The following is a 13,274-nucleotide window of genomic DNA, read 5'->3' as shown; positions in this document are numbered from 1 at the left end:
CTGCCGTGAAGTGGTGGGGCCGGGAGACTTGTGTCGGATGCGGAGTCGTTGTGAGCGTAGCGTGATTACGGCGTCGCGGTCCGCGCAGGGCTACGGATCGGCGCCGTGCGATTCCGGCCGATCGAGCACGACTGCGGTCCGGGACCGTCACCGCGTGCGGCGGCCCCGGACGTGCCGCTGAAGGGCCGACGAGGGTCATCGGCCTCACCTTTTCACCCGAATGCGCCAGGTCAAGAACCGCCTCGCCGCGCGTCGTCATTGCATGTCCGCCTCCGCGTCAACTGCCATCCGTCGCCATGTCGTTCGACGAACCCCAGTGAGTGCAGTTCGTACAACCGGCCGAAGGCTTCGTCGGTACTGGTTCCGGCCGCACGGGCGACGTCACGGCCAGTGACGATGCCGCCGTACGGCACCGCGTCGAGAACCCGCGCGGCGTCGGCGTCCAGCAGGTCCCGCGGGTGGACTCGAACCTGCGCGAGAGGGGCGAGAGCGCCGATGTCACCCACCAGTTCGACGACTTCCGCGGCACTGGTCACCAGGACGCCCTCGCCGCGCAGGAGTTCGTGGACGCCCGCGGACAACCCGCTGGTGGCCGGGCCCGGCACGCCCATCGTGAAGCGGCCGAGCCGCTGTGCGGCGCGTGCGGTGACGAGCGAACCGCTGCGGTGCTCGGCCTCGACCACGACGGTCCCGCGCGTCAACGCGGCGATGACCCGGTTCCGCAGAATGAATCTGCTGCGGGTCGGATGATCGGACGGCGGCAATTCGCCGACGACGAGTCCCTGTTCCGTCATACGTCCGATCAACTCGGCGTGTCCCCGGGGATAGGCGACGTCCACCCCGCAGGCCAGGACCGCCATCGTCGCCCCGCCGACGGCGAGCGCGCCGCGGTGCGCCGCCCCGTCCACGCCGAAGGCCGCTCCCGACACGACGATCCACCCCAGCTCCGCGAGCCCCGCGCCGAGGCTCGCCGCCATGTGGGACCCGTACGGCGTACAGGCCCGGGCACCGACCACGGCGACCGAGCGCAGCGCCCAGAGCCGCAGGTCACGCGGTCCCCGCACCCACAGGCCCGTCGGTCTGGCGTCCCCCAGGTCGTCGAGCTGACCGGGCCACTCCAGCTCGCCGGGGCAGACGAACCGCCCGCCGAGCGCGGCGATCGCCGCCAGGTCCCGCTCCGGTTCGACGCCCTCGGCCCGTAGGCGGTAGCCGCCGAGGCGTTTCGCGGTCATGCCCTCCAGCCGTTCCGCACTGCCGTCCCCGGCCCTGATCCGCCGCAGCAGCTCGACGGCCCCGTGCTCGCGCAGCCATCGGCCGCCCCGCTCGTCGCCCGGCTCCAGAATGCGGGTCAGCGCGACCCGCGCCAGTCGTTCCCCGTCGTCGAGCACCGTTCCCGTTCCCCCGCCGTGCTCCGGCGACCGGTCCGAAAGGCGGCGCGGCCCCTGCGGCCGGCCGCGGTCCGCCCGGGGCGTCACGCCGCACCGGCCTTCACCGGAGCACCCCGCGGAATACCGGTCCGCAGCTCCAGCGCCACCGCGACGTCGAACACCTCCGGGCGGTCGACGCCACGCAGATCGGCCACCGTCCACGCCACTCTGAGGACCCGGTCCAGGCCCCGGGCGGTGAGCAGTCCGCGCTCCATGTCCTGTTCCGCCTCCAGGAGCGCGCCCGGTGCCGGGGTCAGCCGGGTGCGCAGCTCATGGCCGGGGACCTCGCTGTTGGTGCCCCATCCCGTACCGGCCAGGCGGTGCGCCGCCCGCGCCCTGGCCTCCCGGACCCGGTCGGCAACGACGGCTGTCGGCTCCCCTCTGCCGTCCTGCCCCATCAGGTCCTCGCGCCCGACCCGGTCGACGGACACCCGCAGATCCACCCGGTCGAGCAGGGGGCCGGAGAGCCTCGCCCGGTAGCGCCGGACCGCCGAGGGCGGGCATTCGCAGCCGGCGCCACCGAGGGAGTGCCGACCGCACGGGCAGGGGTTGGCGGCCAGGACCAGCAGGAATCTCGCGGGCAGCCGCACCACTCCGGCGCTCCGCGCCACCACCACATGCCCGGACTCCAACGGCTGGCGCAGCGCGTCCAGCACCCGTACCGAGAATTCCGGGGCCTCGTCCAGAAAGAGGATGCCCCGATGGGCCAGGGAGACCGCGCCGGGCCGCGGCAGACCGTTGCCCCCGCCGACCAGCGACTGCATCGTCGCGGAGTGGTGCGGCGCGCAGTACGGCGCGCGGGTGACCAGCGGCTCCCCCGGCGGCAGGAGCCCCGCCACGGAGTGCACGGCGGTGACCTCCAGGGCCTCCGTCCTGGTCAGCTCCGGCAGGATGGCGGGCAGCCGCTCGGCCAGCATCGTCTTGCCCGCGCCCGGCGGGCCGGTGAGCATCAGATGGTGGCCGCCCGCCGCGGCGACCTCCAGTGCCCTGCGGGGCAGCTCCTGTCCCGCGACGTCCGCGAGATCCGGCACGCCACCGTCGCCCCGGCCGGAGCCTCGCACGAGGCCGGTGCCGGTCCCGGCGCCGGGCACCAGCAGCCCGGCCAGCATCGTGTCCGGGCGCCCCTCGGTGTCGTCCCTCGGTTCGTCCGGCACCGGCTCGTCGCAGAGCACCGCGATCAGCTGCCGCAGACTCCGCACCCCGAGCACCGAGACGCCGGGCACCAGCGCCGCCTCCCCCGCGGTCTGCTCGGGCACCACGACCTGGCGGTAACCGGCCTCCGCCGCGGCCAGCACGGCGGGCAGCACGCCCCGGACCGGCCGCACCCGGCCGTCGAGACCGAGCTCCCCGATCATCACCACATCGGCGATGGACGCCGGGTCGATCCGCTCCGCCGCCCCCAGCACCGCGCAGGCCACCGCCAGGTCGAAGCCCGAGCCGCCCTTGGGCACGGAAGCCGGCGAGAGCCCGACCGTGAGCTTCTTCTGCGGCCATTCGGCCCCGGAATTCACCACTGCGGCCCTGACCCTGTCCCGGCTCTCCACCAGGCTCTTGTCCGGCAGGCCCACCAGGGTGAACGCCGCCACCCCCGCCTCCAGGTCCGCCTGGACCTCCACCACCACGCCCTCGACACCCACCAGCGCCACCGAGCACGCCCGCGCGAACCCCATCAGGCCACCCCCCGTACGTGCTCCACGACGGGTGCCCCGCGCCGGGGCAGCACCACCCCGACCAGATCGATCCTGACTCCGCCGGACGGCCCGCCGTGCCGGTGCAGCCAGACCTCCGCCAGATGGCGCAGCCGTTCCGCCTTGGCCGGTGTGACAGCTGCCATCGGATGCTCGAACGGCCCCGCTCTGCGCGTCTTCACCTCGCACAGGACGAGCACGTCGCCGTCCAGCGCGACGATGTCGATCTCACCGGCGCGACAGCGCCAGTTCCGTTCCCGTACGGACATGCCGACGTCGGTCAGCAGCCGTGCCGCCAGGTCCTCGCCGTACCGCCCGAGCGCTCCCCGTGCGTTCATGTCGGAACCACCTCCGGGACCGACTCTGACGCGTCCGGCCCCGGCTTGTGGATCTTGGTGGACAACTCCGGGATTGTGGATATCCCGGCCACTCGTGCGAGGGAATCGGCCCCGAGGAGGGATCACGGTCCTGCGAAACGGGCAGTTCCTGGAACGGGCGGTCCCTGGCCGAGGACGAGCCCTCGTCGGGGACGAAACCCTGGGCGAGGACGTTCTCCGCGCGGAGGGTCCCCGCGGACAGCCCCGCCTCCTGGGGGCGAAGAGCAGGATCAGCCGCCCTCTGAGAGCGGGCTCAGCCGCCCGGGAGTTCGAGATCGCTCTTGTTGAGCTCCTCGATGTTGACGTCCTTGAACGTCAGCACGCGTACCTGTTTGACGAAGCGGGCGGGCCGGTACATGTCCCAGACCCACGCGTCCGCCATCGACACTTCGAAGAACACCTCGCCCTGGACGGAGTGCACCTGCATCTCGTAATCGTTGGTGAGGTAGAAGCGCCGTTCGGTCTCGATCACGAATTTGAACAGACCGACGACGTCTCGGTACTCCCGGTAGAGCTTCAGCTCCATCTCGGTCTCGTACTTTTCGAGGTCCTCGGCGCTCATTGGCATGTTCCCCTTCAGCCGTGCGTCCCCCTATTGTGCGCCAGGGCCCGCTCCCCCGGGCGCTCAGGCGAATTCGGGGGACAGAACCACCGGCGTACACGGAGGACCCTCGTCGAGCAGCGTGCGCAGCAGCTCGGCGAGTCTGGTCGGGTACACCGTCTCACGCGCCGCCGACAGTTCGGCGGAAGTCCACCATCTCAGCCCCGCGACGCTGCGCTGTTCCAGCCCGGTCAGCCCACGGGTGTCGGTGGCGGTCTGCGTCGTACGGGCCAGGTAGTACCACTCGTCCTGCTCCCAACGGCGCCCGTCGAAGGGGAACGAACACATCCGCCGCCAGAGCAGCGGACCCAGCCGGACATCGCTGATGCCGGTCTCCTCCGCGAGCTCGCGCAGCGCGGCCTGCTCCCGGGTCTCCTCGCCCTCCAGGCCGCCGCCCGGGGTGAACCACCAGGTGGACGTGGGGTCCGCCGGTTCGTACCCGTGAATCAGGAGGATCCGGTCCTCGGGGTCCAGCAGCACCACACGGGCGACCTTCCGCTTCTCAACGCGCATCCGTCGCCGTCCCTTCCCGCCGTTCCGGTGCCGGTCGCCCGCCCGGTGCCGACCGCGTCCCCGGTACCGACCGCTCCTTCCGAGCCGATCGTCGCTTCCGGGCCACGCGTGCGGACCGTGCCGCGATCGGGCCGTACGCGGCACCGCCGAGGATGAGCACCATACCCGCCACGACGGCGGCCAGTTGCAGGCGCAGAGGGCCGGGCGACGAGACTCCGCCGGGCAACGAGGCGAAGGCCGCCGGCCGCTCGACCATGCCGTCCATCGGCCAGGCGATGGCGTCGACCCGGGCTCGTACCGCACCCCGCGGCACGGACCCCTGTCCCGGGTCGTCCAGATGGACCCGCGAGTCGAGGGAGGACCGGCGTTCGTCGCCGAGCAGAAAGAGCTGCCCCTCGGGCACATCGGCCGAGAAGCTGTTCCCCGAGGCGGGCTCCTGCCGCTGCAGATACGGTTCCTCAACGGCCTGGCCGTTGATGGTGAGCCGGCCCTTGTCGCAACAGGCGATCGTGTCCCCGCCGATTCCGACGACCCGCTTCACCATGGGCATGTCGCCCCAGGCCGGATCGGTGAAGACCACCACGTCGCCGCGGCGCACCTCGTCGCCGTCGATCCGCTGGGCCAGCACCCGGTCACCGGCGTGCACCGTCGGCGTCATGGACTCGGTCGGCACCGTGTACGGCTGGTACACCACGGCTCCCCAGGCGAAACCGCCGAGGAAGAGCACACAGCCGACGGCCACGGCCAGCCCCGACAGCGTGCTGCCGAGCCGCCCGTGGCCGTCGCCCGTGCGTCCTGTTCCACTCATCCCAGCGTCCCTCCCCGTCGGAGATCGGCAATCGCTGATCCGAGTCGGCACCCTACCCGGCGGTACGCCCCCTGGTCAGCCTCCTGCGGCGCCACAGGACGAGGGGCACGGCACCGGCCAGGCCGAGCGCCCCGGGGGCCAGGCTCATCGCCGTGTTCACCGTCGCGTTGATCCCGGGCTGGTCGAAGGTCTTCGGGACGGGCAGGGTCGCCCAGCGGTTGATCGGCCACGCCACGACGATGGCGCGTCCGACGACCTCGTCGTTGGAGACCGTGCCGCCTCCGGGCAGCTCCTGGTGGTAGCGGGAGTCGAGGGAGTTCTGGCGGTGGTCGCCCATCACCCAGATCCGGCCCTCGGGAACCGTGATCGGACCGAACGGCTCGTCGTTGCAGGGCGTGTTCCCCGGGAAGATGAAGGACTTGTCGTCGAGGGCCGTGCCGTTGACCACGACCGGGCCGTCCTTCTTGCACTCGACCGTGTCGCCCCCGACCGCGACAACCCGCTTGATCAGGTCCTTCTCCTCGGCGGACGGCATCAGTCCGATGAAGCTGAGGAACTTCTGCACCACGTTCGGCTCGGGTGCCTGGGTGTCCTCCAGCCAACCGCCCGGGTCGTGGAAGACCACGACCTCGCCGCGTTCCGGTTCCGCGCCGAACCAGGGCGTCAGCTTGTCGACCAGCACCCGGTCGCCCCGTTGCAGCGTGTTCTGCATCGAATCCGAGGGGATCGAGAACGCCTGCACCAGAAACGTCTTGATCAGCAGCGCGAGAACCAGTGCGATGCCGATGAGCAGGGGCAGCTCCTTCCAGAAGGAGCGCGGCTTCTGCTGTCCCGTACCACCGCGCGAGGAGTCGCCGTCAGCCCCCGCTCGGTCCGCCGTCGCCCCGTCGGACCCGACGTTCTCCGGCTTGTCCGGCCGGTCCTCGGGTTCGTGTCCGGATCGTGCGCCGACCGCCAAGTCCCCCACATCCACTCCTTACTCCGTGCCACCGCCCGCGTCCCAGCCGACGCAGGCCCACCACTCCCATAACGAGCGGGAGTTCCGCAGGGGTCGGGAGAGGGATCACTCCGTCGGGATCCCTGGACGACACACTATTCGACGGGCCCGATACGGGGGCCGTCCCGGCGCGCGCGTCAGATACCGAGTCGAATGTCGCCGGTTCGTCCAGCTTTCGCCAGTGGGAGAAGGGCCAGGCGATCACCACGGCCCGTCCCACGACGCTGTTCTCGGACACCGTGCCGTGCTCCGGCTCGTCCAGGTGGTAGCGGGAATCGGCCGAATCCGAACGGTGGTCGCCCATCACGAAGATCCGCCCGGCCGGAACCTTTACCTCGAATTTGATGAGGGAGGGCGGGTTGCCGGGGTGCAGATAGGGCTCGTCGAGCGGTACGCCGTTGACGGTGATCCGGCCGTCCTCGCCGCAGCACCTCACCGTGTCGCCACCGACCGCGACCACGCGCTTGATCAGGTCCTGTTCGTCGTCGGACGGCAGCAGTCCGACGAACGTCAGCGCCTGCTCCACCTGCGCCACGCCGACGGGCGCGTCCTTCTTGCCGGTGTCCTCCTTCCGCAGCCAGCCGCCCGGGTCCTTGAAGACGACCACGTCGCCACGCTCGGGCCGGGAGCCGAACCACGGCGTCAGCTTGTCCACCAGTACCCGGTCGCCGGTCCGGATGGTCTGTTCCATGGATCCCGTGGGAATCACGAACGCCTGCACCAGGAAGGTCTTGAGGACGAGCGCGATCAGCAGCGCCACGAGGACGAGCAGCGGGATCTCCCGGACGGCCGCCCCGCGCCGTCGCCGCTGTACCCTGCGGGCCCGCTTCCGGCGCTCCGCCCTGGTCGGCAGGGGGTGTGCGGGCGCAGACGGTATGCCGTCCGGGCCCGATGCCTCCGGAGCGTCGTCCCGTTGTCGGCCGCGGTCACCCATGGGCTCCACCCGTCGGTGCCCGTACGCCGGTGAAGGCGCCGCTGCCCGGCAGTGAGCCCGTCCGGCCCGGCGGCCAGCCGATCCAGTCCACCCGGCCGACCACCATGTCGACCGGGACCATGCCGCCGCCGGGATCACCCAGATGGTCGCGCGAGTCACGGGAACGGGAACGGTGGTCGCCCATCATCCACAGCGTGCCGTCGGGGACGACGATGTCGAAGCGCACCCGGGACGGCTCGTCCCCCGGATGCAGATACTCCTCCGTGACGGAGTTGCCGTTGACCTCGATCCGCCCGCGCCGGTCGCAGCAGACCACCCGGTCCCCTCCCACGCCCACCACCCGCTTCACGTAGTCGGTCTCGGCGGGCTCCGCCAGCCCCAGGGACGCCGCCGCTCCGTGCAGCAGACCGGTGACCGGATTCTGCCTCGGTGGTTCGCGGACGAAGGATCCGGTGCCGTCGAAGACCACCACGTCACCGCGGCTCGGTGCGGAGCCGAAACGATACGCCAGCTTGTTCACCAGCACCCGGTCGCCCACTTCGAGGGTGGGTTCCATCGAGCCGCTCGGGATGAGATAGGGCTGCACCACGAAGGTGCTCAGGAGCAACACGAAGACCGCGCAGACGGCTCCGGTCACCGCGGTGCGCCGCCATGACATCGAGGCGGTCAGCCGGGAGATACGCGCGAAGCGCGGCCGTTCCTCCGACCCTGCTGTGGGTGCGGAAGAGCGGTCGCGCTCCGAGGGCTTGGCTTCCGTGTCCATCGGGGCCAGAGCTTAACCGGCCGACCTGTGGACCCGGGAGTCGGTTCAGTTGTCGCGCTTCTCCTTGATCTTCGCGGCCTTGCCGCGCAGCTCACGGAGGTAGTACAGCTTGGCGCGACGGACGTCACCGCGGGTGACGAGCTCGATCTTCTCGAAGATCGGGCTGTGCACCGGGAAGGTGCGCTCGACGCCGACGCTGAAGGAGACCTTGCGGACCGTGAAGGTCTCGCTGACACCGGCGCCCTGGCGGCGGATGACGACGCCCTTGAACTGCTGGATACGGGAGCGGTTGCCCTCGATCACTCGCACGTGGACGTTGACGGTGTCACCGGGGCGGAACGCCGGGACGTCGGTACGCAGCGACGCGGCATTGACGTCATCGAGCAGGGAAGCCATTTTGTCTGCTTTCTTCGTCGATGCCACAGGTCATCGACGGGAAGTCGTGAGGATGGGGTGCCACGCGCGCCGGGCGGGCGTCTGGACCGCTCCCCCGCGTACGGAGGAGGCGAAGGCCGTTCCCCCTGTGGCAGGGGCGCACGCCGGACGCACAGCAGCGGCCTATTCTTCCACGACCTCGGGCCTGCGCCAAAATCGGCCCCCGGGTTCCGGGGACCAGCCGAGGATGGAGAGGATCTCGCGGTCCTTCTTGTCGAAGCCGCTCGCCTCGCAGCGCTCGATGAGGTCGGGCCGGTTGAGCGCGGTGCGGCGGAACGCCTCGTCCCGGCGCCAGCGCGCGATCCTGCCGTGGTGACCGCTGAGCAGGACTTCCGGGACGCCCCGGCCGCGCCACTCGGGCGGCTTGGTGTAGACGGGACCTTCCAGCAGGTTGGCCATCGCGCCGGGGGCGAAGGAGTCGTCCTGGTGCGACTCCGCGTTGCCGAGCACTCCGGGCAGCAACCGGGCCACCGCCTCCGTGATCACCAGCACCGCGGCTTCCCCGCCGGCCAGCACGTAGTCGCCGATGGACACCTCGACGACCGGTATGCGCGTCGCGTACTCGTCCATCACCCGTCGGTCGATGCCCTCGTAGCGGGCCGGGGTGAAGATCAGCCACGGCCGCTCGGAGAGCTCGACGGCGAGTTCCTGGGTGAACGGACGGCCGCTGGGCGTGGGCACCACGAGCACCGGGACGTGCGCCCCCGCCTCGTAACCGCTCGCGAGGACGTCGTCCAGCGCGTCCCCCCAGGGCTCGGTCTTCATGACCATGCCGGGGCCGCCGCCGTACGGAGTGTCGTCGACCGTGTTGTGCCGGTCGTACGTCCAGCCCCGCAGATCGTGGACGTGCACGTCGAGCCGGCCGCGGGCGCGGGCCTTGCCGACCAGCGAGACGTTCAGCGGTTCCAGGTACTCGGGAAAGATCGTGACGACGTCGAGACGCATCAGGCGTCCTCTCCGGAGCCGGACGCCTCGGCCCCGTCGGCTCCGGTTCCGTCCTCCCGGACTCCGTCCGACGCACCCTCGTCGCGCGAGGAGGCGATCACGGCCTGGGTCTCGTCGATCAGTCCCGGCGGCGGAGCGATCACCGCGCGCTGCTCCTCCAGGTCGATCTCGGTGACGATCTCCTCGACGAACGGGATCATCACCTCGCCGCCGTCCGGCCGCTCCACGATGAGCAGGTCCTGGGACGGCAGATGCGTGATCTCGGCGATCCGGCCGATCGCCGTGCCGTCGGCGAGGACGACGTCGAGGTCGATCAGCTGGTGGTCGTAGAACTCCTCGGGGTCCTCGGGGAGCTCGGCCGGGTCGACCTCGGCGATCAGGAGCGTGTTGCGCAGCGCCTCGGCGGCGTTGCGGTCGCGCACGCCCTCGAAGCGCAGCAGAAGCCGCCCGCTGTGCACCCGGCCGGTCTCGATCGTCAGCGGTCCGGCGGAGGCCGGATCGGTGGCGAGCACGGCCCCGGGCGCGAGCCTCAGCTCCGGCTCGTCCGTACGCACCTCGACCGTGACCTCGCCCTTGATGCCGTGGGCACGGCCGATCCGCGCGACTACCAACTGCACCTTGTGTTTCTCCTGTCCCTACGACCCTGTTCCACCCGACCCCGTCCTACGACGCCCCGCACCCCTGTCGTACGACGACGGGCCGGGGCGGGCGCATGGCCCTCCCCGGCCCGTGCCGGTGTTCAACTCTCTCAGCGAACCTGGTCCACATCGACGAGGTCGACGCGGATACCACGACCGCCGATGGCGCCCACGACGGTACGCAGCGCGCGTGCGGTGCGGCCGTTGCGGCCGATCACCTTGCCAAGATCATCGGGGTGGACCCGGACCTCCAGCACGCGGCCACGGCGCAGGTTGCGCGAGGCGACCTGCACGTCGTCGGGGTTGTCGACGATGCCCTTCACGAGGTGCTCGAGAGCCTCCTCGAGCATGCTCAGGCCTCGGTCGACTCGGCGGGAGCGGCCGCGTCAGCAGCCTCGTCCGCCTTCTTGTCGGACTTCTTCGCCTTCTGCGTGATGGCCTCGCCCTTGGCCTCCTCGCCGTCGCCCAGGCTCTCGAAGAGGGCCCGCTTGTCGGCCTTCGGCTCCGGCTGCAGCAGCGGCGCGGGGGCCGGGAGACCCTTGTGGGCCTGCCAGTCACCGGTGAGCTTCAGGATCGCGAGAACCGGCTCGGTCGGCTGGGCGCCGACGGAGAGCCAGTAACGCGCGCGCTCCGAGTTGACCTCGATGCGCGAGGGGTTCTGCACCGGGTGGTACAGGCCGATCTCCTCGATGGCCCGGCCGTCACGGCGGGTACGGGAGTCGGCGACGACGATGCGGTAGTGAGGCGAACGGATCTTGCCCAGACGCTTCAGCTTGATCTTGACTGCCACGGGAGTGGTGTCTCCTGGTCTATGACGTGATTGGGCACGACGAAATGCCACGTGGGGTTGCGGTACTCGGGTGCCCGATGGACGCGTCAGCCGGAGGAGAGAGGGGTCCTGTGCGGCTGTCGAGTACAGCTAGTCATTCTGCCACACCCCATGAGGTCACCTCACAGCGACCGCCGGTTCCGGAATGCGGAACGGCTTTCCGCAGCCACCGCAGACGATCGGCGCCTGCGCCAGGACCGACGGGACGACCCGCACGTTGCGACCGCAGTCGCAGACGGCCTTGACGCGGACACCTCCCCCGGAGGAGCCGTGCCGGGCGGCGGGCCCGCGGAACGAACGCTTGGTGTCGGCGGCGGTGGCGACGGTGTGCGCCTTGAGGGCGCGCTGCAGCCGCTCGATCGTCGGGCGGTACCGGCGCTTGGCCTCGGGATTGAGCGTGACCAGCGAGAAGCCGCTGCTGGGGTGGGGCTCCTCGGCGTGGTCGAGCCCCAGTTCCTCGGCGATCGCGAGGAACCGACGGTTGTGATAACGGCCGGCCCGCGAGGTATCACGCACACCTCGCGCGGCGGCGATGCCATGGACTGCCTCGTGCAGCAGTCGCTCGAATGAGAGTTCGGCGCCACAGGCGGACGAGGACTCTCCGATCAGGGACTCGGGAGCGGCGAGATCCGGCAGCTCGGGGTGGTACCGCTGAATGTCGGCCCACGCCTGCGCCAGCTCCGCGGCAAGTACAGGTGGTGTCGTGCTCACGTCGTGACAACGAGCGCGAGTGCCCCGGTGTTCCGATTCCGGGCCATCCCAAATAATTTGCACGTACCAGTCAGTTGCCGTTGATGCGTCCTGACGAGGGCGGGTGCGCAGATCTGTGGAGAACTCTCACAGCTCACACCAAGGTGGTACGTAGCGACTCGTACGCCTGGACGTGTAGACGGGTGTGTAGACGGCAACCGTACGCGGGCCGCCGAGCGGCCTCCGAGGCGGGTGCGTGTTCCCCGGGACGGACATGGCACCGCCGACGGGCGCACCGCCGGCGAGGACTCCTGTCGGCCGGGGTGGGACGGCCGGGCGGGTGCGCGCCGGCGGCGCGGCGTCCTCGACGTGCCCGGTTCCGCGTGTCGGGTAAGACTGGGGTGAGGAACGGGCAACAGGCGTACGGAACACCCGCTTTCCGGTGTCCGCCTGTCGACGCCCGTCTTCCTGCGCCCGCGCGCCGACGGGGCGGCTGTTGCGCGTGCCCTCGACGAGGAGGCCGCCTCCCGGAGGCGAGTGGCGGGCGCGCGGTTCCCCGGCCCGTGGAGGGCGGCGCGGACGCGACGGGGGCACCACTCGGGCACGACCGATCGGACAGGACCGACCTCTCGGCGGATTGGGGCGCTTCCATGACACGTACGCTCGTCCGGCACCACGGCCACGCGGACACGACCGGCACGGTGGCCCCCGGTACTCGCGCCCGGGACTGGGCGGAGATCCAGGAGCGGATGCTCGCACCGCTGTACGAGGCGGTGTACGAGCGGCTCGAAGTGGGAAAGGGCACCCGATTGCTCTCGCTCGGCTGCGGCTCCGGTCTCGCGCTGCTGATCGCCGCCGGACGCGGGGCGCGCGTCACCGGCGTCGACACCGACCCGGACCGGCTGGAGCTCGCACGGGCCCGGCTGCTGCCCGGTGCGTCGGGCGACGAGGGCCCCGGCAGGGCGCGGCATCGGCTCATGGCCGGTGATCCCTCGGAGGCGACCCCGGTGGACGGAACGCCGTACGACCTGATCACGGCGTTCACCCCGCTCGGGTGCTCGGACGGCGACGACGAGCGGCTCGTGGCGACGCTGCGCGCAGCCGTACCGCTGGCCACCCGGGGAAGCGCGGTCGTCCTGACCGGGTGGGGCCCGCCGGAGCGGTGCGCGACGACGCCGGTGCTGCGGGTGGCGGGCCGGGGTTCCGACGGGGGCCGGGCGTCACGTTCCGGCGGCTGGCGTCCGCCGCGCCGGGACGACCTCGAAGAAGTGGCGTTCCGGGCGGGTCTGATGCCGGACGGTTCCGGGCGGGTGGCGTGCCCGTTCGGTTACGCGGACATGGAGAGCGCGGTCCGGGGACTGCTGTCCACCAGGCTGTTCGACAGGGCGGTGCGGTCGAGGGACCGACGCCGGGTGGAGAGCGAGGTGGCACGGGCCCTGCGTCCGCACCGGCGGCGGGACGGCAGCGTCTGGATGCCGAACGTCTTCCGCTACCTCGTGTGCACCGTCTGAGGCGGCTGTCCTGCCCGCGCGCGGCTACGACCTGCCGGCCCTGTCCGGCCACACCCGTCGAGGCGTCGGTGTCCCGCGCCTGGGAAGGGTCTCCCGCTTCTGTACGCCGCCCCTGCGC

At 71.2% G+C, this 13,274-nt stretch carries 16 protein-coding genes; 1 reads left to right on the top strand and 15 read right to left on the bottom strand.

Annotation, left to right across the window (positions count from 1 at the left end; translation table 11 throughout):
- Positions 1–230: 230 nt before the first annotated feature.
- The 15 genes from dprA to AMK22_RS13955 form a co-directional block, all read right to left on the bottom strand.
- Positions 231–1,388 carry a DNA-processing protein DprA gene (gene dprA / locus AMK22_RS14025; protein WP_242433967.1) on the bottom strand — a complete coding sequence of 386 codons (1,158 nt, stop codon included), beginning with the start codon at positions 1,386–1,388 and terminating at the stop codon, positions 231–233.
- A gap of 83 nt (positions 1,389–1,471) precedes the next feature.
- Positions 1,472–3,097, bottom strand: a complete 1,626-nt coding sequence (locus tag AMK22_RS14020; protein WP_073784896.1) for a YifB family Mg chelatase-like AAA ATPase — start codon at positions 3,095–3,097, stop codon at positions 1,472–1,474.
- Positions 3,097–3,453 (bottom strand): YraN family protein, encoded by a 357-nt coding sequence (locus AMK22_RS14015; protein WP_073784894.1) that lies wholly within the window; start codon positions 3,451–3,453, stop codon positions 3,097–3,099. Before AMK22_RS14015 ends, AMK22_RS14020 begins: the two co-directional genes overlap by 1 nt.
- Before the next feature lie 292 nt (positions 3,454–3,745).
- A complete protein-coding gene (locus AMK22_RS14010; RefSeq protein ID WP_043444228.1) occupies positions 3,746–4,054 on the bottom strand; it encodes a DUF2469 domain-containing protein in 309 nt (102 codons plus the stop codon).
- A gap of 63 nt (positions 4,055–4,117) precedes the next feature.
- Positions 4,118–4,606 (bottom strand): NUDIX hydrolase, encoded by a 489-nt coding sequence (locus tag AMK22_RS14005; RefSeq protein WP_073784892.1) that lies wholly within the window; start codon positions 4,604–4,606, stop codon positions 4,118–4,120.
- The gene (gene lepB, locus AMK22_RS14000) at positions 4,596–5,414 is read right to left on the bottom strand and encodes a signal peptidase I (protein WP_079186137.1); all 819 of its coding nucleotides are present in this window, start codon (positions 5,412–5,414) and stop codon (positions 4,596–4,598) included. Before lepB (AMK22_RS14000) ends, AMK22_RS14005 begins: the two co-directional genes overlap by 11 nt.
- Positions 5,415–5,466: 52 nt before the next feature.
- Positions 5,467–6,372: a signal peptidase I gene (gene lepB / locus AMK22_RS13995; protein WP_073784890.1), complete on the bottom strand. Its 906-nt coding sequence runs from the start codon at positions 6,370–6,372 to the stop codon at positions 5,467–5,469.
- Positions 6,272–7,345: a signal peptidase I gene (gene lepB, locus AMK22_RS13990; RefSeq protein ID WP_073784888.1), complete on the bottom strand. Its 1,074-nt coding sequence runs from the start codon at positions 7,343–7,345 to the stop codon at positions 6,272–6,274. Before lepB (AMK22_RS13990) ends, lepB (AMK22_RS13995) begins: the two co-directional genes overlap by 101 nt.
- Entirely contained in the window at positions 7,338–8,108 is a 771-nt protein-coding gene (gene lepB / locus AMK22_RS13985) for a signal peptidase I (protein WP_073784886.1), read from the bottom strand. The genes lepB (AMK22_RS13990) and lepB (AMK22_RS13985) overlap by 8 nt, the downstream gene beginning before the upstream one ends.
- 45 nt (positions 8,109–8,153) lie before the next feature.
- Positions 8,154–8,504: a 50S ribosomal protein L19 gene (gene rplS / locus AMK22_RS13980; RefSeq protein WP_073784884.1), complete on the bottom strand. Its 351-nt coding sequence runs from the start codon at positions 8,502–8,504 to the stop codon at positions 8,154–8,156.
- A 162-nt stretch (positions 8,505–8,666) separates the two neighbouring features.
- Positions 8,667–9,488 carry a tRNA (guanosine(37)-N1)-methyltransferase TrmD gene (trmD, locus tag AMK22_RS13975; RefSeq protein WP_073784882.1) on the bottom strand — a complete coding sequence of 274 codons (822 nt, stop codon included), beginning with the start codon at positions 9,486–9,488 and terminating at the stop codon, positions 8,667–8,669.
- Positions 9,488–10,105 carry a ribosome maturation factor RimM gene (gene rimM / locus AMK22_RS13970; RefSeq protein WP_073784880.1) on the bottom strand — a complete coding sequence of 206 codons (618 nt, stop codon included), beginning with the start codon at positions 10,103–10,105 and terminating at the stop codon, positions 9,488–9,490. Before rimM ends, trmD begins: the two co-directional genes overlap by 1 nt.
- Positions 10,106–10,236: 131 nt before the next feature.
- On the bottom strand, positions 10,237–10,476 hold the full coding sequence (locus AMK22_RS13965) for an RNA-binding protein (RefSeq protein ID WP_005311361.1): 240 nt from the start codon (positions 10,474–10,476) through the stop codon (positions 10,237–10,239).
- Between the two features lie 2 nt (positions 10,477–10,478).
- Positions 10,479–10,916: a 30S ribosomal protein S16 gene (gene rpsP, locus AMK22_RS13960; protein ID WP_073784878.1), complete on the bottom strand. Its 438-nt coding sequence runs from the start codon at positions 10,914–10,916 to the stop codon at positions 10,479–10,481.
- 156 nt (positions 10,917–11,072) lie between these two features.
- Positions 11,073–11,666, bottom strand: coding sequence for a hypothetical protein (locus AMK22_RS13955; RefSeq protein ID WP_073784876.1), 594 nt, complete (start codon positions 11,664–11,666; stop codon positions 11,073–11,075).
- 629 nt (positions 11,667–12,295) lie between these two features.
- Here AMK22_RS13955 and AMK22_RS13950 point away from each other — a divergent pair.
- Positions 12,296–13,156, top strand: a complete 861-nt coding sequence (locus tag AMK22_RS13950; protein ID WP_073784874.1) for a class I SAM-dependent methyltransferase — start codon at positions 12,296–12,298, stop codon at positions 13,154–13,156.
- Positions 13,157–13,274 lie beyond the last annotated feature (118 nt).

The organism is Streptomyces sp. CB01580 (assembly GCF_001905795.1).
In the GTDB taxonomy this organism is placed as follows: domain Bacteria; phylum Actinomycetota; class Actinomycetes; order Streptomycetales; family Streptomycetaceae; genus Streptomyces.
The sequence above is the reverse complement of the archived record's forward strand: the minus strand, read 5'-3'. Positions and strand labels throughout refer to the sequence as shown.

Coding starts and splice junctions, on each gene's coding strand:
- AMK22_RS14020 (WP_073784896.1), bottom strand. CDS start 3,097: ATGGGGTTCGCGCGGGCGTGCTCGGTGGCGCTGGTGGGTGTCGAGGGC.
- AMK22_RS14015 (WP_073784894.1), bottom strand. CDS start 3,453: ATGAACGCACGGGGAGCGCTCGGGCGGTACGGCGAGGACCTGGCGGCA.
- AMK22_RS14010 (WP_043444228.1), bottom strand. CDS start 4,054: ATGAGCGCCGAGGACCTCGAAAAGTACGAGACCGAGATGGAGCTGAAG.
- AMK22_RS14005 (WP_073784892.1), bottom strand. CDS start 4,606: ATGCGCGTTGAGAAGCGGAAGGTCGCCCGTGTGGTGCTGCTGGACCCC.
- lepB (WP_079186137.1), bottom strand. CDS start 5,414: ATGAGTGGAACAGGACGCACGGGCGACGGCCACGGGCGGCTCGGCAGC.
- lepB (WP_073784888.1), bottom strand. CDS start 7,345: ATGGGTGACCGCGGCCGACAACGGGACGACGCTCCGGAGGCATCGGGC.
- lepB (WP_073784886.1), bottom strand. CDS start 8,108: ATGGACACGGAAGCCAAGCCCTCGGAGCGCGACCGCTCTTCCGCACCC.
- rplS (WP_073784884.1), bottom strand. CDS start 8,504: ATGGCTTCCCTGCTCGATGACGTCAATGCCGCGTCGCTGCGTACCGAC.
- trmD (WP_073784882.1), bottom strand. CDS start 9,488: ATGCGTCTCGACGTCGTCACGATCTTTCCCGAGTACCTGGAACCGCTG.
- AMK22_RS13965 (WP_005311361.1), bottom strand. CDS start 10,476: ATGCTCGAGGAGGCTCTCGAGCACCTCGTGAAGGGCATCGTCGACAAC.
- AMK22_RS13950 (WP_073784874.1), top strand. CDS start 12,296: ATGACACGTACGCTCGTCCGGCACCACGGCCACGCGGACACGACCGGC.